The 17,432-nt window shown below is 55.3% G+C and carries 14 protein-coding genes and 1 tRNA gene; 4 read left to right on the top strand and 11 right to left on the bottom strand.

Translation table 11 applies throughout. The features are described from left to right. Positions 1-60 precede the first annotated feature (60 nt). The 9 genes from ACOSDR_RS03550 to ACOSDR_RS03510 form a co-directional block, all read right to left on the bottom strand. A complete protein-coding gene (locus ACOSDR_RS03550) occupies positions 61-783 on the bottom strand; it encodes an amino acid ABC transporter ATP-binding protein (RefSeq protein ID WP_420724603.1) in 723 nt (240 codons plus the stop codon). Positions 784-818: 35 nt separating this feature from the next. Next, positions 819-1,688 (bottom strand): amino acid ABC transporter permease, encoded by an 870-nt coding sequence (locus tag ACOSDR_RS03545; RefSeq protein ID WP_420730382.1) that lies wholly within the window; start codon positions 1,686-1,688, stop codon positions 819-821. Next, entirely contained in the window at positions 1,685-2,431 is a 747-nt protein-coding gene (locus tag ACOSDR_RS03540) for an amino acid ABC transporter permease (protein WP_420730381.1), read from the bottom strand. Before ACOSDR_RS03540 ends, ACOSDR_RS03545 begins: the two co-directional genes overlap by 4 nt. Positions 2,432-2,515: 84 nt before the next feature. After that, positions 2,516-3,328, bottom strand: coding sequence for a transporter substrate-binding domain-containing protein (locus tag ACOSDR_RS03535; protein ID WP_420724263.1), 813 nt, complete (start codon positions 3,326-3,328; stop codon positions 2,516-2,518). A gap of 213 nt (positions 3,329-3,541) precedes the next feature. Beyond that, a complete protein-coding gene (locus tag ACOSDR_RS03530) occupies positions 3,542-4,543 on the bottom strand; it encodes an NAD-dependent epimerase/dehydratase family protein (RefSeq protein ID WP_420730380.1) in 1,002 nt (333 codons plus the stop codon). A 77-nt stretch (positions 4,544-4,620) separates the two neighbouring features. Continuing rightward, positions 4,621-7,269: a valine--tRNA ligase gene (locus tag ACOSDR_RS03525; protein ID WP_420730379.1), complete on the bottom strand. Its 2,649-nt coding sequence runs from the start codon at positions 7,267-7,269 to the stop codon at positions 4,621-4,623. 138 nt (positions 7,270-7,407) lie between these two features. Next, positions 7,408-8,079 (bottom strand): DUF2497 domain-containing protein, encoded by a 672-nt coding sequence (locus ACOSDR_RS03520; RefSeq protein ID WP_420724267.1) that lies wholly within the window; start codon positions 8,077-8,079, stop codon positions 7,408-7,410. A gap of 176 nt (positions 8,080-8,255) precedes the next feature. Further along, positions 8,256-9,683, bottom strand: coding sequence for a TolC family outer membrane protein (locus ACOSDR_RS03515; RefSeq protein WP_420730378.1), 1,428 nt, complete (start codon positions 9,681-9,683; stop codon positions 8,256-8,258). Positions 9,684-9,820: 137 nt separating this feature from the next. Then, positions 9,821-10,474 carry a protein-L-isoaspartate O-methyltransferase family protein gene (locus tag ACOSDR_RS03510; protein ID WP_420730377.1) on the bottom strand — a complete coding sequence of 218 codons (654 nt, stop codon included), beginning with the start codon at positions 10,472-10,474 and terminating at the stop codon, positions 9,821-9,823. A gap of 195 nt (positions 10,475-10,669) precedes the next feature. Here ACOSDR_RS03510 and ACOSDR_RS03505 point away from each other — a divergent pair. From ACOSDR_RS03505 to ACOSDR_RS03495, 3 genes are all read left to right on the top strand, one after another. Continuing rightward, positions 10,670-10,743: transfer RNA gene (locus ACOSDR_RS03505), tRNA-Cys, on the top strand. A gap of 92 nt (positions 10,744-10,835) precedes the next feature. Then, positions 10,836-12,065 carry a diaminopropionate ammonia-lyase gene (locus tag ACOSDR_RS03500; protein WP_420724270.1) on the top strand — a complete coding sequence of 410 codons (1,230 nt, stop codon included), beginning with the start codon at positions 10,836-10,838 and terminating at the stop codon, positions 12,063-12,065. Further along, a complete protein-coding gene (locus ACOSDR_RS03495) occupies positions 12,058-13,224 on the top strand; it encodes a M24 family metallopeptidase (protein WP_420730376.1) in 1,167 nt (388 codons plus the stop codon). Before ACOSDR_RS03500 ends, ACOSDR_RS03495 begins: the two co-directional genes overlap by 8 nt. 15 nt (positions 13,225-13,239) lie before the next feature. Here the strand turns inward: ACOSDR_RS03495 and ACOSDR_RS03490 are convergent, their stop codons facing one another. Both ACOSDR_RS03490 and ACOSDR_RS03485 read right to left on the bottom strand, forming a co-directional pair. Further along, on the bottom strand, positions 13,240-14,619 hold the full coding sequence (locus ACOSDR_RS03490; RefSeq protein ID WP_420724272.1) for a hypothetical protein: 1,380 nt from the start codon (positions 14,617-14,619) through the stop codon (positions 13,240-13,242). Between the two features lie 73 nt (positions 14,620-14,692). Further along, positions 14,693-15,628 (bottom strand): LysR substrate-binding domain-containing protein, encoded by a 936-nt coding sequence (locus ACOSDR_RS03485; protein WP_420724273.1) that lies wholly within the window; start codon positions 15,626-15,628, stop codon positions 14,693-14,695. 135 nt (positions 15,629-15,763) lie between these two features. Here ACOSDR_RS03485 and ACOSDR_RS03480 point away from each other — a divergent pair, with 135 nt between their 5' ends. Then, the gene (locus ACOSDR_RS03480; RefSeq protein WP_420724274.1) at positions 15,764-17,245 is read left to right on the top strand and encodes a catalase; all 1,482 of its coding nucleotides are present in this window, start codon (positions 15,764-15,766) and stop codon (positions 17,243-17,245) included. Positions 17,246-17,432: the final 187 nt, after the last annotated feature.

The raw sequence follows: 17,432 nt of genomic DNA, 5'->3' as shown, positions 1-17,432 counted from the left end.
CCTGATAGTAAGTCTCAGCGACAATAATCCCGCCCTCTGATACTCATTATAGGGTAAAGACTAAAGAATTTGACTCAGGAATTGCCGTGTCCGGGGATCTTTTGCATTTTCAAAGAAGGTAGCCGGTGGGCCATGTTCAACGATCAAGCCCTGATCGGTGAAATAAACCTGATCCGCCACTTCCCGGGCAAAACCCATTTCATGGGTCACCAGAATGCACGTCATGCCCTCTTCGGCCAGTTCCTTGATTGTGACCAGCACTTCGCCCACTGTTTCGGGGTCCAGGGCGGCTGTAACCTCGTCAAACAACATCACATCCGGCTTCATCGCAAGCGAACGGGCGATGGCGACACGCTGTTGCTGACCGCCGGACAGTTCACCGGGATAGGCATTCTCTTTGCCTTCCAAACGGACCTTTTTGATCAAGGCGCGGGCGCGGGTTTCAACTTCCTTTTTGTCTTCTTTTAGGACCCGGATCGGGGCCATCATGACATTTTCCAGGGCGGTCTTGTGGGGGAACAGATTGTATTGCTGAAAGACCATGCCGACCTTTTTGCGCAATTCCAATTTGTTCAGCTTGGGATCATTCACTTCCAGCCCTTCAACCAGAATAGACCCTTCATTGATGTCGTTGAGGGCATTGATACAGCGGATCAAAGTTGATTTCCCTGACCCGGACGGGCCGATGATGCAGATCACCTCCCCCTTCATCACATCGAAGGATACGCCTTTCAACACCTCAAAATCACCAAAGGATTTATGGACGTTACGCACAGAGATCATCGGCTCTTTGTCAGACCAGCTCATCACAATACCTCTTAGCCTTTCACGGCAAATTTGCTTTCCAGATACACGGTCCATCGCGCAATCGGATAGCAGTATACGAAAAACAGAAACAGGACGAAGGAATACAAAGGCGCAAGCAGATCCATTCGCCCATCTTCCGCCGCGAGCACACGACCCGCCAGGGTCATCACTTCTGACACACCGACAATTGAGGCCAACACAGTTGCCATGGTCAAAATGGAATACAGGTTCATCCAGGGCGGCAGCATACGCTTCACACATTGTGGCAGAATAATCAGCCACAGCGTCTGGCGACGGGTATAGGCCAGGCTTTCCGCGGCTTCCCATTGACCACTGGGCAGGGACAGGACCGCCCCCCGGACAATTTCAGAAACATTTGCCATTACCGGCAGCGACAAGCCGATAATCGCCTTGATCCAGTCCGGGAAGGGAATCGTGACCCCCGCTATCGTGAATTCAAACGGCAGCAGGTACATGGCAAAAAACAGCAAGACCAGCCAGGGGGCATTCCGGAAAAACTGGGTCACAAACCAAGAACTGTGGCGGATAGGCGGCATCAGCGATATCTGGGCCAGGCCCAGCATCGTGCCAACAGCTGTGCCAACCGCCATGGACAGGATGGAAATCAATATGTTGAACAGGAACCCTTCCAGCAATAGCGGCATCCATCGCAGCATGACCATGCGAATAGAATCAACTTCAGGTGCCGTGGTCGCATAGCCGTATGAGGTCGTGAAAATGCAGACCAGGGCCAGAAACACGCCATGCCAGGGTGTCAGTTTCAGCCGAAACGGATCATGTGCTTTCCGTTTTACCGGCAACATGACCGCCATGTCGGTTTTCTTAGGCGGTGCGTCATGGGATCGTAAGCGCTGGGTCATGAGCCAAATCCTGGAATTTTAAGGGCGCGTTCCCAACGGTTCATGCCCCACACCAATATTCCAACCAACACAAAATAGGCGATCAGCAGAAAAATCATCATTTCCGGTACATTCACATTGTCCGACCATATCTGGGCTGATTCATAGAGCATTTCCGGGACGGCAATCGCATAGGCCAAAGTCGTCGTCTTCACCAGATTGACCAGATTGTTGTTCAGCGATGGCAGAACCACACGAATGGCAAGCGGCAGGGTGACATCGCGATAAATCTGGAACCGCGAAAATCCCAATGATTCCGCCGCCTCTACTGTGGACTTCGGCACGGCTTCAATGCCCGACCGAAAGATCTCGACATTAAAAGCGCCGGCGAAAAAGGATAAAGAAATCACGGCCCAGGCAAAACTGCCCAGCATCGGGGCCTGTCCACCCCAGTCGGTTTCAACACGGGGCAGCATGGACCCAATTGCGAAATAAAAGAAGTAAAGCTGAACCAAAGGGGGGGTATTTCGGAACAGCTGGATATAGCCATTCACGATGCGACGGGTCCAGGTGAAGGAGGATCCCTGCAACCACGCCCCGATAATCCCAATCACGACTGAGAAAAACAGACAAATGAAAGACAATTCAACCGTCGTCAGAAAACCGTCGATCAGACGGCCCCGGTCATAACTGTCGTATATAAAAGGAAGATTTATTCCAGTGGTCTGATAAAGCTCACGAAACCACTCGTAAATTATATCCATGCATCCCCCTCCGACGCCTGACTATATATGCGAAAAGGGCGGAAGATGCCATTGGCAAATCCCGCCCTTCATCACACAAGTCGCTTACTTGTACTTATCGTGCATGGCCTTCGCGAAGGGCGTATTGGCAACCCCCCACTTGGTTTCAAGTTCCAGGATTTTCCCGGTCTTGTGCCAATCGATAATGGTCTTGCTCATGAAATCCGCAAACGCTGTCTCTCCCTTTTGGACGGCCAATCCCCAGGGGGCATCGTCAATCGTCGGCAGAGGCATTTCATAATCTGCGAATTCCGGTTCATTGGTTTTCGCAACGATGGCGGAGTCATCATAGACAAACGCGACGCAATTGCCCTGCTGCAAGGCAGCATAGGCTTCCGCCGTGCCCTTAAAGGCAATAATGTCGGCACCATATTCCTGGCCGGTCTTCTTGTTATAGAAGGCGCCCTGAATCCCGCAGACAGGTTTGCCGCGCAGGTCTTCCCATGTCTTCAGGCCGAATTTCTTGTTCGCAAGAACGTTCGTGCCGGAAGAATAATAGTTCGGATCAGGGATCAGAACGACTTCACGACGATCAGGACGATCGGTCATGGTGGCGATCATCAGATCAATTTTACCCTGTTCCAGGAACTGCATGCGGTTGGAACTGACGACCGGTACGAATTCCACTTTCACGCCCAGGCGGTCAGCAACATCTTGTGCCAGATCGGGTTCAAGCCCAATGATCGCACCCGAGGAATCCAAGTAGCCATAAGGCTTATAGTCAGCCTTCACGCCGACCTTAATAACACCAGCGGCCTTGATATCATCCAAAGCATCGGCTTGCGCCAATGAGGCCGTGAAAGCCATGGCGCCCAGCGCGGCCGCGCCGATTACGCCTTTAATCATCCTGTTCATCATTTGATATTCCCTCCATAGAACTCGAAAAGATCACTCAGAAAAGCCATAAAAAGGGCCCTGATCTGTGTGATCACATTACAGACGGCACCGTGCGTTCTGTCAAATCAGGATAATGTATCCGCCGTAAGGGGATCGCCGGTTTACGTCAAAAGGCGACCCATTCTCGCCATTATGACAGTTTGTGTCACATTCAGGACACACTCAGACCTGTCATTAGGTCCGCAACCAATCGCGATAGTCCGACAGAGCCTCAGATAGAGGCATTGGCTTCCACCCCGTATCCCCGATCAATCGGGCGATATCATAAGCATTCCACCGCCCACCGGTCTTCATAGGATCCACAATGATATCGGCTTGATCTTCCGGGACCACATCAGCACCAAACCCCGGCACAATATCCGCCACGGCATCCACCAACTGCGCCATGGTCAATCGCTGTCCATAGGCAACATTATAGACGTTGTGCGACAGGTGCGGCGCATCGAACAGGGCCAGGATCGCCCGTGCGACATCTCCGGCATGGATGTAATCCCCGGCCCCACCCCTATTGGAAATCCGCACCCGTTCCCCGGCCAGGGCCCGGCGCATCAGGACCGCGGGGGGCAGGCTAACCGCACGATGCGCGGTTTCACGGTCCATCGGTCCATAGACACTGGACAAGCGGATTGCCGCCACTGGCAATCCAAATTGCCGCGCCCATTGCCCGGCCAATTGCTCCCCAGTGTATTTGGTGATGCCATAGAAACCATCGGGATCAATATACCCGTCTTCGGGCAGCGGCTGAGACTCGTCCGGTTCCGGCCCCGTCGTGCCATAGACCGACCCGGTAGAGACATGAACCATGCGCGCCAGTTTCCGACATCCTGCGGCAAAGGCCAGTGCCCGGGCTGGCCCCATCATATTGGTCTCCAGGGCAGGCAGGCCCCCCGCCGGAGCCCCCTCAAACAAGCGATTGATTGATGTCACCGCTGCGGCATGAACGATATGGGTGATCTTCTCTTGAGGCAATTTCGCCCAAAGCGCCGGGTCACTGACCGACCCCTGCACAAAGGTCAGGCGATTTTCCAATCCCCAGAACCACCGTCGCGCCATAGCATCCAGGGGTGCCACATCCACAACAATCGCCAGAGTATCGGGCGCCCGTTCCAGCCATTGCCGCACCAGATGGCTGAGAACAAAGCCACCCCCACCGGTTACCAGAAGCGTTTGCGGCATGGCCTGCCTTTCAATAGGTACAGAGTTAAACGCTAAGGCCGCAGAGATAAAACGCTGCAAATAGCGCGTTCACAACCCTAACCAGCCGCCGCTATCCGTTCCAGCGCCTCTTTCAGCTTATCGCGCTGGGCCTCTTCGTCGGCCAAGCGGGCACGGTTTTCTGCGACCACGGCTTCGGGAGCATTGGCGACGAATTTCTCATTGCCCAGCTTCCCGGTCAGCTTGGCGATCTCCCCGTCTGCCTTGGCAATGGCTTTTTCCAGTCGCTGGCGTTCGGCGTCCAGATCGATGACCCCGGTCAGCGGAATGGCAATCGTGGCCTCGTCGACGACCAGTTGAATGGCCCCTTCGGGGATGTCGGTGACATGCTCGAAAGAAGCAACGCGCGCCAGGCCGGCAATCAGGCTATCATGCTTTGCCAGCCAGGCTTTCGCCTCGTCCCGCATGCCCTGAATAGCCAGCGGCACTTTAGTCCCTGGCGGTACATTCATTTCCGACCGGGTGGAGCGGATTTCCGTAATCAGGCGCACGACCCAGCCCATTTCCGTCTCAACCGCCGCATCAACTGGCGGCGCTGCAGGCCAGGCGGCCTCGATCAGGGGCTCCGCGCCCTCCCCCTTCACATGATCCCACAATTCAGCGGTAATGAAGGGAGAGATCGGATGCATCAGGCGCAAAATACGCTCCAGCACGAAAGCCGCCGTCGCGCGGGTCTCCGCCTGTGCTGCAGCATCCTCTCCCGCAAACAAGGGCTTGGCAAATTCCAGATACCAATCGCAGAAGGTGCCCCAGACGAATTGATACAAAGCACCCGCCGCCTCATTAAAGCGATAGGTTTCAATCGCTGTGGTCACCGCATCGCGAGTCCGTCCCAATTCGCCCAAAATCCAGCGATTGACGGTTTCTTTGGCTAAAGCAGGATCATAGCTTTCATCCAGAACACATTGGTTCATTTCACAAAACCGCGCTGCGTTCCATAGCTTGGTCATAAAGTTGCGATAGCCCTCAACCCGTGCAGGGCTGAGCTTGATATCGCGACCAGCCGCCGCCAGAGCGATCAGCGTGAAGCGCAACGAGTCCGCGCCATATTCATCAATCAACTGCAGTGGGTCGATGACATTGCCCTTGGACTTGGACATCTTCTGTCCATGTTCATCGCGCACCAGAGCATGGACATAGACCGTGTGGAACGGCTCCGTCTTCATGAAATGCAACGTCATCATCATCATCCGGGCAACCCAGAAGAAGATGATATCAAACCCGGTCACCAGCACGTCGGTTGGGTGAAAGCGGTCCAGTTCCGGCGTCTTGTCAGGCCATCCCAGGGTAGAGAATGTCCACAGTGCCGAGGAGAACCAGGTATCCAACACGTCCTCGTCGCGCTTCAACTCAGTGGGCTTGCCATAATGGGCGTCTGCTGCGGCCTGGGCCTCTTCTTCGGACAGTTCAACGAAGATTTCACCATCCGGCCCATACCAGGCAGGGATCTGGTGGCCCCACCACAATTGGCGCGACACGCACCAGGGCTGGATATTGCGCATCCATTCGTAATAGGTCTTAGTCCAGTTTTCCGGCACGAATTTCGTGCGGCCCTGCTCTACCGACTCGATGGCGGGCTTTGCCAGGGTTTTGGCATCCACATACCACTGATCAGTCAGATAGGGCTCAATCGGTACCCCGCCCCGGTCGCCATAGGGAACCGTGTGATCGATTTCTTCGATCTTTTCCAACAGGCCCAGCGCATCGATATCGGCGATGACCTGCTTGCGGCACTCAAACCGATCCATCCCGCGATATTTTTCCGGCACATCATCATTCATTTTGGCTTGAGGCGTCATGACATTGATGACCTCAAGCCCGGCGCGACGACCAACCTCGAAGTCATTGAAATCATGGGCCGGTGTGATCTTCACCGCCCCGGATCCCTGTTCCGGATCGGCATAGCTGTCCGCGACAATCGGGATGCGGCGCCCAACCAGTGGCAGGATACAGAATTTCCCGATCAGATGCTGATAGCGTTCGTCGTCGGGATGCACCGCAATGCCGGTATCGCCCAGCATGGTTTCCGGTCGCGTGGTGCCGACCGTCAGGGTGACGCCCTCTTCCCCCTCAACGGGATAGCGGAAGAACCACATCTTACCCTTGGTTTCGACCTGCTGCACTTCCAGGTCGGAAATCGCGGTTTCCAGCGCCGGGTCCCAGTTCACCAAGCGCTTGTCGCGATAGATCAGGCCTTCCTTGTGCAGGTCGACAAAAACCTTCAGCACGGCCTTGCTGAGGCCCTCATCCATGGTGAAGCGTTCGCGGCTCCAGTCACAGGATGCGCCCAGGCGCTTCAACTGCCCCTTGATGGTGCCGCCGCTTTCCGCCTTCCAGTCCCAAACACGCTGAATGAAAGCCTCACGGCCCAATTCCCGGCGCGACTGGTTGCCCTTGGCCGCCAGTTGTCGTTCGACCACCATTTGTGTGGCGATGCCGGCATGATCCATACCCGGCTGCCACAGGGCATCGCGCCCGGCCATGCGGTGATAGCGGATCAGCACATCCTGAATGGTGTTGTTCAGGGCATGGCCCATATGCAGGCTGCCGGTGACATTGGGCGGTGGAATGACAATGGTGAACGGATCAGCGTCGGGCCGACGCCCGCCTTCAAAATATCCGCCCTGTTCCCATTTCTGATAATGGGCCCCTTCCGCCTGTTCCGGCTGATAGGTCTTCTCCAGCATACCACACCTTCATTCTCAAAGATTTCAAACCGCGTCGGTTATACGACTTGCATCCCACAGGTCAAACCGGATGCGCATCAACCATCCAAGAAAAAGGCCCCAAAGCGGGGCCTTTTCCATGGAAAATTTATGTTTGGACTAGTTCTCATCATCCCAGCGTTTGCGGGCGCGATGGGACATGCGTTGGATTTCTTCCTGGACCAGCCGTTCGACCAGGCCCGGCAGATTTTCATCCAGCCAACCGCGCAGCATCGGCTTCAACAGGCCTTTGACCACATCTTCAAGCGTCTCACCGGCTTGTCCCATGCGAATTTTCCGCTCAAGGGACGCAAATTGTGAAATTCCATACCCTTCCACGTCGTCAGAGAGAATGCGGTCATCGTCACTCATCACCGGCGGCGCAGGCCTGGACGGTGGTGGGGGCGGAGGCACATATTCCTCCTCCTCTTCCTCTTCCGGTTCGGGCTCAGGTGGTGCTGGAGGGGGCGGCGGTGGCACATATTCCTCTTCCTCGTCGTCTTCCATATCGACGAGTTCCAGGTCGGGCAATTCCTCCTCGACCTCATCCTCAAGCTCTAAGGGTTCTTCCTCAACCTCTTCTTCCAGTTCCATAGGTTCCGGCTCAGGCTCAGGCTCAGGCTCCGGTTCCGGCTCGGGTTCGGGCTCCGGTTCTGGTTCGGGCTCCGGCTCAGGTTGTGGCTCCGGTGCGGGCTCTTCCTTCTTTGGGGGCTCATCCTCACCATCCTCGGAAATAATCTTCCGAATGGATGCCAGAATCTCTTCCATCGAAGGTTCTTGGTTATCGCTCATAGTTCCGTCACCATATCCACATGTCCTACCCTGACCCTCATTCGGGACAGCATAGGCTGATTCCCGCCGCGTCACCTTAAAATACAGGGACGCGATTTGTCACAGACTGCCTGAGTCTCTACAGATTCCGCAAGTCTTCAATGGCATAGGGGAAAGCGCAATCAAGCGAAACAGTCTTACGGTTCCACCTGCATGGCGTCAGTATCGCTGGGAATGCGTTCCACGTCCTCACCAACGCCCCAGAATGCATCCTTCACGTCATCGTAATGGCTGCTGGGGTCATAAACAGGAACATCCAGGCCCAGATCCTGCGCTGTCAGGGCGCCAATTGCTGCGATCAATTCAAAACGGGCGACCGTTTCATCACGCTGAGCCCGTTCCAGACTGACCTTCGCATCCAGAACTTCCTGCTCCGCGTCCAAAACGTCCAGCACCGTGCGCTGCCCGACCAGTTCTTCCTGTTGCACACCATCCAGGGCGATTTCCGCTGCCCGCACTTCTTCGCGAATCGCGACAATCGTGGAAACGACGGACTGATAGGTTTCCCAGGCGCTGATGGCTTGTTCTGATACGTCGCGACGGGCTTCCTCAATCTGCATAAGGGTCTGTCCTGCCGTCATCTTGGACTGACGCACCTGGCTGGTCGCGAAACCCTGCTGATAGATTGGCACCGTTAAGCGGGCGGTAAGTTGCGCTGTCGTCGCGCGGGACCCATCGGAGGCCTTGTCCCAGTCCTTGCCTGCCGCACCGATGATATCAACCGACGGCAAAAGGTCGGCATATTCCTGATCGATGCTGTGCAAGGCCGCGCGCCGATTATACAACGCCGTCAATACAGCCGGATTATTTGATATCGCCATATTCTTTGCCGCATCACGCCCTTCGGGCAAATCGGGCATCAGGATCGGGCGGAACAGGTTCGTTGGGGCAATTCCGATCACTTCTTCGAAAACAGACCGGCTGACTTCCAAATCCCCCCGGGCGGCGGACAAATCAGACCGGGAGCGCGCCAGACGCGATTCCGCCTGCGCTGAATCCGTCAGCGTGGCGACACCGGCATCATATCGATCCTGCGTTGCTTCCAACTGACGTTCCAACCGCGACACGTTCTGATTGTTCAACTCAACGACGGCCTCATCCCGCAAAACGTTCATATAGGCGGTAACACCTTGCAACAGAACCGATTGTTCGACCGCAAAAAGATCGGCCCGCTGGGCTAATACATCTGCCTTGGCCCCTTCGACGGCCGCCTTGGTCCCGCCACCATTATAAACGTTCTGGGTTACCTGCAATTCAATGCCCGACGTGAACCGCGAAGAATCTGTAGAGGTCACGCGCGACGTGCTTTTGGTCCGCAGCGCGTTGATATCGCCAATTAATTCAACCGTGGGCCGCCATCCGGCCTTTGCCTGTGGGACCGATTCATCCGTCGCCCGCAATTGAGCACGCCGCGCCTGAAGCGTGGGGTTCGATCGGTAGGCTTCCTCCAAAGCATCTTCCAGCGACTGCGCCATCGCGATTTGTGGACCTGCCAGGGTTCCAAATGTCATGACCGACGCAGCAACCGCCGACATCAAAACACGCTTCAGGGAAATCATTGTCATGCCCATGGGCCTCTCTAAAACACGTATACCTGTACTTGGGGATTCGATCCGCTGGCTTAATTTAGGGTTCCTTCTAGAAAAAACACCCTAAAAAATCAGGAAAAAACACCACCACCCAAAAGTCCTACCGGAGTCGTTCAAAAAACAAAAGCGGGAGTTCGCGCAAAACCCGGTAAAGGCTTTATTGTCGCATCAAACAGCACCCGTGTGGAGGTCATGCCGTTCTTCTTGCCAAACAAGGTTGCGCGCCCGATATCGCCCGGTGCCCCGACAACCGCCATCAGACGCCCGCCTTCGTTCAACTGATCCAGCAAAGTCTGGGGCGCATATTCAATCATGCCCGTCATCAGAATGATGTCATAGGGACCTTCCTTTGGATATCCATCCGCCAAAGAGGCCTCGACAGCGACAACATTATCCAACGCCAAATCCGTCAGCGCGCCGCCCATTTCTTCGACCAGATCAGGATCGTTTTCCACCGCAAAAACCGACCGGGTAAGCGCCCCATACAAGGCAGATGAATACCCCATGCCCGCACCGATCACCATGACATTGTCGGTATCCTGCGGATAGGATTCCTGGATAAGACGCGCCAGGGGCATCGGCGGCATCAGCCAGCGATTCTTTGCGACTTCGATGCTTTCATCGAAATACGACCGATGACGTTTGGCGATCGGAACAAACCGTTCCCGTGGGATTCGATGCAGCGCCTGTATAAGTTTGGTCCCGGTCACCTTGTTGGTGCGCAATTGGGATTCAACCATATTCCGGCGCGCGAGGGCGAAATCCATAGCAATTCCCCGATCCTGATAGTGCTGATGGCTTAAGCGTTCCTTATAAAAGCCAAACGCATTATTGGCAACGGCCCCAGGGGCATGAAAATGGAAGATGCGACCACTTTGCTCACCGCCGATATTGACCAGCTATCCCGGTAGGGTTATAGACCCGCTCAGATCTTGCATGCGGATGTCGTGCAAGATCGATGAGGCGCGGTGGTAGAGTGGTGATACACCGGATTGCAAATCCGTTTACAGCGGTTCGATTCCGCTCCGCGCCTCCAAATCTTCCAAATAAATCAGCCCCTTTGCCTTGACAGGGCCGTCCTGTGCGTATCACGGTACCCACCACGCAATCAGTTGGGGTCCGAAGTGTATGCAAAATTCAGATATTGTTGTGGACCATTTTGGGCGTGAGACACAGTCAGGCCCCTACCCGGAAACCCTGAACGAGATTCTGTCACCCGCCATGGCAAAGGCGGCTTATGCCGAAATATCATCCTGGCCCGCCTATCAACCAACCCCACTGCGTAATTTAGACACTTTGGCGACATCCCTGTCCATTGGGGCGCTGTATTATAAAGACGAAAGCACGCGGCTTGGCCTGGGCAGTTTCAAGGCGCTGGGCGGGGCCTATACCGTTTTACGGTTGGCTGCGACACAGATTGAGGCGAAAACCGGGAAAAAAGTCACACTGTCTGAAATCCGCGCCGGTCAACACAGGTCCGCTCTATCAGAATTAACGGTTGTCACCGCGACAGATGGAAATCACGGGCGCTCCGTCGCATGGGGTGCCCAAATGGCCGGATGTGCCTGTCGCATCTATATCCATGCAGGCGTCAGCGAGGGACGAAAACAGGCTATGGAAGCCTTTGGCGCTGAGGTTATCCGCATTTCCGGCGATTATGACGAGTCGTTGAAGGTGTGCGCCGAAGAAGCGAAATCCAATCATTGGTTCATCGTGTCTGACACATCTTATCCCGGCTATATGAATTTACCGCGCCACGTTATGGCGGGCTACAGCGTTATGGCGACTGAAATTCTTCAGCAATTGGAGGATACGCGGCCCAGCCATGTTTTTCTGCAGGCAGGCGTTGGCGGGCTGGCCGCAGCGATCTGCGCCCGGTTCTGGCAAAGCATGGGGGCAGATAAGCCCAAAGTCATCATTGTAGAACCAACCCGCGCTGCCTGTGTCCTGGAAAGCGCGCGACAGGACAAACCCATGACCGTTGAGATCACGGAAGAAACGATCATGGCGGGATTGTCTTGCGGCGAGGTTTCGCTGTTGGCCTGGGATATCCTGTCGCAAGGGGCCAGTGATTTCATCACCATCGGAGAGGACGGCATTGGCCCGGCCATGCGCCTGTTGGCATCGGGTGCGGCAGGCGGGGGCGAAATCATTGCAGGCGAATCGGCTGTCCCCGGGCTGCTGGGCGCAATCGGCATGGCCAGCCGAAAAGATCTGCGCGACCGGCTGGCTTTAGGACCAGACAGTACTGTTCTGGTGTTTGGCTGTGAAGGTGCAACGGACCCTGCGATCTATAAAACCATTATAGACAAGCATTCCGACAGTGATAATGCCTTGATGGAGCCCTGGCATGGCTGAGGCGCCAGCGCGCGGTTTCCCGGCCCAGGAATTCGAACAGCGCACCAGACGCGCACAGGATCGCATGGCCGATGCTGGCATTGACGCATTGCTGCTGACGACAGAAGTCGAACTGCGCTATTTCAGTGGCTATCTGACGCAATTCTGGCAGAGCCCCACCCGCCCCTGGTTCCTGGTCGTTCCCGCCAGCGGGAAACCCATTGCGGTGATCCCGACCATCGGGGCGGCCTGTATGGGGCGCACCTGGATTGAAGACATCCGCACATGGTCATCCCCACAGCCCCATGATGAAGGCATCAGCCTGCTGGTGGAAACATTGCAAGAGGTCCTGGGCACAGGCGGCGTTCTGGGAATATCCGAAGGGCCGGAGACCCATCTGCGCATGCCGGTATCAGACTATCGCCGCATGATGACGCTGTTGCCCGGCATCGCCACACGCGATTGCAGTGCGATTCTGCGCGACCTGCGCATGGTGAAATCGGACGCTGAGATCACCAAGATCATCCATATCTGTGATCTGGTCTCAGATGTGTTTGAAGACCTGCCAAACTTTATCCATACGGGGATGAGTGAGATTGAGGTTTTCCGTACCTTCAAAATCAAATGCCTGGAACAGGGTGTGGATGACGTATCCTATTTGGTCGGGGGTGCCGGCCAGGGCGGCTATGGCGACATTATCTCCCCGCCGCGTGAACGGCGCATTACACAAGGCGATGTCCTGATCCTGGATACCGGCTGCCTGTTTGACGGCTATTTCTGTGACTTTGACCGAAATTATGCCTTTGGTCATGCCAGCGATGACGCAAAGCGGGCTTATGAAACCGTTTATGCCGCAACAGAAGCCGGTTTTGCCGCAGCAAAGGTCGGGGCAACCTGCGCTGATTTATTTCACGCCATGCAGGATGTGATGACAAAGGCCGGGGCCCTGGGCAACGATGTTGGACGCCTGGGCCATGGATTGGGCATGCAACTGACCGAATGGCCGTCAAACACGCCTCAGGATCAGACGGTGCTGAAACCCAATATGGTGATGACCCTGGAACCCGGCATGACCTTTGCGCCGGGATTGGTCATGGTGCATGAGGAGAACATCGTTATCCGCGACTCCGGTCCAGAATACCTGACCCGCCGCGCCAGCCCGACACTGCCAATCCTGTAGCCGTCCTCGGCCCCCTTACAGTCCCCAACCGCTATCTAGCAACACGATCATCGTCCCTGCCAGTAACAGGGTCGATGAAACGACAAAGGGCAGGTTCCAGCGCCACGCCGTGACCCAGGCACTTTGCCCCGTCACCCGCGCCATATACAGATTGGTCGCAGAGAATGGGGAAACATTCGTGCCCTGCCCCCACATCACCATCAAGGACAGTGCCAACAAGGCGGGCGGAACACCAATCACTGTTGGCGTCAGGATCGTTGTTACCAGCACCACTGTGACCACCGGATGCAGGCCGACCGCGCTGGCAACCGCATACCCCACCATAATCGCCAGCAGGATGATTTCAGAAGGAATGGCCCAATCGGCCATGACGGAACCGGCGGATCCGTCGGGTATCAAGGCCGCCACGCCGACCCCCAACAGATTGGCACCGGTAAACAGGATGGTTTCCCCGCGCAAGCCGGGCAATCCCCGAAACACATGCCGGGCCGTACCCAACAGGCCTGACCCAGTGCCGCTGCGCCCGATAAAGAAGGCCCAGATCATCGCATAAAGCGGCGCAGTAACCGCCAATGCGATGGGAATGGACCATCCCAATCCTTCAACCAATCCAATGATGCAGCCAAACAGCGTGATCAGAATCATCGCCAGTTTGAACCAAACCAGGCCGGTCATGGGATGATCCGGCGGATCCAGGGCAATCGGGGTCGGGACTAATTGCGGTTGTTTCGGGCGTGAAAACAGTCGATCCACGATCCAACTCCACACCAGCATGGCCATGGCGATTGCAAATCCAGTTGGTCCCACCTCCAGCCAGTTAACCCCAGGAACAGAAGCAATGATAACCGCCGTTCCGACATATAAGGGCGACCAGCATGTGCCTGCAGCGAAACCCTGAATCATCGCCCGGCTTAATCGCTTTTGCAGGCGCGCCGCTGCCCCTTTGGAAACCATGGGCGTCAACAGCGACAATCCGGCCAAATTAAAGGCGACACCCAGAAAATGCGCGACCACCATTACCCAGGCAAACCGCTTACCTGGACCCTGACGCATGACCATTTCGCGCACAGCCAACAGGGACGGACTTTGGGAAGACGGTTCCTGCAACCATGCAACAGAGGCGAATAACAGCAGGAAAGGCAAGGCCCGCACAATTCCCGTATAGAGCGTGCCCAGCATGTCATCGGTATATGCGGCAGTGATTAAACCGCCCAGAATCAACACGACCCCAACACTTTTCTGTATCAAGGGGATGCGTGTAAATTCCAGAATCAGAAGCAACAGCACAGATGCAACAGCCGTATCCCGGAACCAGCCAATTTCTGTCAGTTCACCCATCACCGTGAAAACGGCAATGCCTAAGAATAGAAAGGTCGATACCCGGTCTCGCATCATGCCTTAAAATTGCTGACTTTGCCGCAATGCGAAAGCCTAGAATTCGCCTTGCTTAAGAATCTGTGTCACAGGTCTATTCTTCTTTTGGCACCGCATGAACAAGGGGCGACATGTCGTCTGTGATCGCATCGGATAAGGCATGCATAAGCTGCAGGCGGGGGCTTGTGCGCCGAAACACCAGACGAACCCGGCGCGATGCCCCTTCCCCGCCTCTGGTCTTCGAAAAGGGGCGCGCCAACACACCTGTTTCTGCAAGGCGTCCCCCCTGCGTGGCCAGGGCGGGTATCAGGGTGACGCCTGCGCCAGCCGCAACAAGATTCAGGATCGTTTCCATACTTGTGGCGCGCGTATCGGCCTGCGCCGCATTCTGCGACACGGCATGCCTGCAAACGCTAAGCGCTTGATCGCGAAAACAATGCCCCTCACTTAACAACAGCAATTCCTGCGGGTCGATATCCACCGCTACCAGTTCCGACTTTTGCTCCAGGCGATGCCCTTTTGGGAAAGCCGCCCAGAATGGTTCATCATACAGCGGAATATCCACAAGCGTGGAATGCATCGGATCGGTTGCCAGAATGGCCGCATCCAATGCGCCGGACCTCAGCATATCTTCCAGGGGGTCTGTCATATCCTCCACAAAGGACAGGTGCAGTGCCGGGAATTTGCGGCCCGTCATCGCCAACAGGCTGGGGATGATCATCGGGGCAATGGTGGGAATGATCCCCAGTTTGATCTTGCCAGCCAGCGGGTCACTATGTGCCATAGCAGTCCTGCGTATATCTGCAGCCCCTTCCTGAACACGATGCGCGATCAACAGGATTTCCTGTCCAACTGCAGTTAATCGCACGGATTTGTTGCTGCGTTCAAACAATGTAACCCCCAGCTCATCCTCCAGTTTCTTGATCTGCGAGGACAATGTCGGCTGGCTGATGTGACAGTGCTCGGCGGCCCTGCCAAAATGGCGGGTCTCCGCAACGGCGCAAAAATATGTCAGGTCTCGAAGATTCATTGATTTTCCAATAATAGATTTTATCTATCGATATCATAAAAACAATCAATTTAACAGATGGTTTTATTTCCCGTATCGTCCCCATATCGGATAGAGGCAAACGCTATCCCAAACCAATAAAAGGAGACTGCGACAATGACGAACAAGGCGAGTAAAGGACAATGCCCGGTCATGACAACGACCGCTGGCAATCCGATCGCGGATAATCAGAACAGTCAGACGGCAGGGCCACGCGGACCGGTTCTGATGCAAGACTATCAGTTGATTGAAAAGCTGGCGCACCAGAACCGCGAGCGCATTCCTGAGCGGACTGTCCACGCCAAAGGCTGGGGCGCGCATGGAACCTTCACCGTGACCCATGACATCACGCGCTATACCCGCGCAAAGCTGTTTTCTGAGATCGGCAAGCAAACCGGAATTATCTCTCGCTTCTCTACCGTTGCAGGGGAAGCTGGTGCCGCGGATGCGGAACGCGATGTGCGCGGCTTCTCGCTGAAATTCTATACAGAAGAGGGCAACTGGGACATGGTCGGCAATAACACGCCGGTTTTCTTCATCCGCGACCCATACAAGTTCCCGGACTTCATCCATACGCAAAAGCGCCACCCCAAGACCAATCTGCGCTCTGCCACGGCGATGTGGGATTACTGGTCACAAAGCCCCGAATCCCTGCACCAGGTCACCATCCTGATGTCGGATCGGGGGATTCCAAAGGCACCGATGTTCATGAATGGCTATGGCAGCCATACCTATTCCATGATCAATGCTCAGGGGGAACGGTTCTGGGTGAAGTTCCACTTCAAGACCCAGCAGGGCCATAAGCATTTCACGGATGCGGAATCCACCGCTGAGATTGGTCGCAGCCGAGAGACTTATCAGGAAGCCCTGTATGGGACGATTGAAAAAGGCGACTTCCCACAGTGGAAACTGTATATTCAGGTGATGCCGGAGATGGATGCGGAAAAGACCCCGTTTAATCCGTTCGACCTGACGAAAGTCTGGCCACATGGCGACTTCCCCTTGATCGAAGTTGGCGTTCTGGAATTGAACCGCAATCCTGAAAATTACTTCCAGGAAATTGAAAACGCGGCCTATTCTCCGTCCAACATCGTTCCGGGCATCGGTTTCTCCCCCGATAAGGTTCTACAGGCACGCATCTTTTCCTATGCGGATGCGCACCGGTATCGTTTGGGAACGCACTATGAATCCCTGCCGGTGAATCGCCCGAAATGTCCGGTTCACACCTATCACAAGGATGGCACGATGAATTTCAATCCGCCCTCCCCTAACCCGGATGCTTATTACGAGCCCAACAGCTTCAACGGGCCGAAACAGGAGGAAGGATATCGTGAACCCCCTTTGAAAATATCGGGCGATGCGGATCGATTTAATCACCGCGAAGGCAATGACGACTATAGCCAGGTCCGCGCCCTGTATAATCTGTTTGATGCCGGTCAGAAGGACCGCCTGTATCAGGCAATGGGCGGATCCATGGCCGGTGTGCCAGAAGCCATCGTGCAAAGGGCCCTGGGGCATCTGGCAAAGATCGATCCCAGCTATGCCGAAGGTGTCGGTAAGGTTGCCGGTGTCGCAGTACCCCGCATGGCCGCAGAATAAGCCACCGCTAAGCCTGAAAAAGGAAAGGGCCGCTTCCGAAGAAGCGGCCCTTTTTATTGCAGTATTTATTAGAATCGAGATTATTCTTAACAGTAAATGCGATACGAGAAACAGCCTGAATAAGGCAATTTTGCTCAACCCTACGAATTTAATCAAAAGACGGTACTGCGTATGGCTCTTGCAAATA

The organism is Hwanghaeella sp. 1Z406, from assembly GCF_048892425.1.
In the GTDB taxonomy this organism is placed as follows: Bacteria; Pseudomonadota; Alphaproteobacteria; order UBA8366; family Aestuariispiraceae; genus Pacificispira.
The sequence above is the reverse complement of the archived record's forward strand: the minus strand, read 5'-3'. Positions and strand labels throughout refer to the sequence as shown.

Bases quoted from the DNA above. Each gene is read 5' to 3' on its own strand.
- ACOSDR_RS03490 (WP_420724272.1), bottom strand. From the start codon at position 14,619: ATGATGCGAGACCGGGTATCGACCTTTCTATTCTTAGGCATTGCCGTT.
- ACOSDR_RS03540 (WP_420730381.1), bottom strand. From the start codon at position 2,431: ATGGATATAATTTACGAGTGGTTTCGTGAGCTTTATCAGACCACTGGA.
- ACOSDR_RS03535 (WP_420724263.1), bottom strand. From the start codon at position 3,328: ATGATGAACAGGATGATTAAAGGCGTAATCGGCGCGGCCGCGCTGGGC.
- ACOSDR_RS03550 (WP_420724603.1), bottom strand. From the start codon at position 783: ATGATCTCTGTGCGTAACGTCCATAAATCCTTTGGTGATTTTGAGGTG.
- ACOSDR_RS03500 (WP_420724270.1), top strand. From the start codon at position 10,836: ATGCAAAATTCAGATATTGTTGTGGACCATTTTGGGCGTGAGACACAG.
- ACOSDR_RS03545 (WP_420730382.1), bottom strand. From the start codon at position 1,688: ATGACCCAGCGCTTACGATCCCATGACGCACCGCCTAAGAAAACCGAC.
- ACOSDR_RS03485 (WP_420724273.1), bottom strand. From the start codon at position 15,628: ATGAATCTTCGAGACCTGACATATTTTTGCGCCGTTGCGGAGACCCGC.
- ACOSDR_RS03530 (WP_420730380.1), bottom strand. From the start codon at position 4,543: ATGCCGCAAACGCTTCTGGTAACCGGTGGGGGTGGCTTTGTTCTCAGC.
- ACOSDR_RS03495 (WP_420730376.1), top strand. From the start codon at position 12,058: ATGGCTGAGGCGCCAGCGCGCGGTTTCCCGGCCCAGGAATTCGAACAG.
- ACOSDR_RS03525 (WP_420730379.1), bottom strand. From the start codon at position 7,269: ATGCTGGAGAAGACCTATCAGCCGGAACAGGCGGAAGGGGCCCATTAT.
- ACOSDR_RS03520 (WP_420724267.1), bottom strand. From the start codon at position 8,079: ATGAGCGATAACCAAGAACCTTCGATGGAAGAGATTCTGGCATCCATT.
- ACOSDR_RS03510 (WP_420730377.1), bottom strand. From the start codon at position 10,474: ATGGATTTCGCCCTCGCGCGCCGGAATATGGTTGAATCCCAATTGCGC.
- ACOSDR_RS03515 (WP_420730378.1), bottom strand. From the start codon at position 9,683: ATGACAATGATTTCCCTGAAGCGTGTTTTGATGTCGGCGGTTGCTGCG.
- ACOSDR_RS03480 (WP_420724274.1), top strand. From the start codon at position 15,764: ATGACGAACAAGGCGAGTAAAGGACAATGCCCGGTCATGACAACGACC.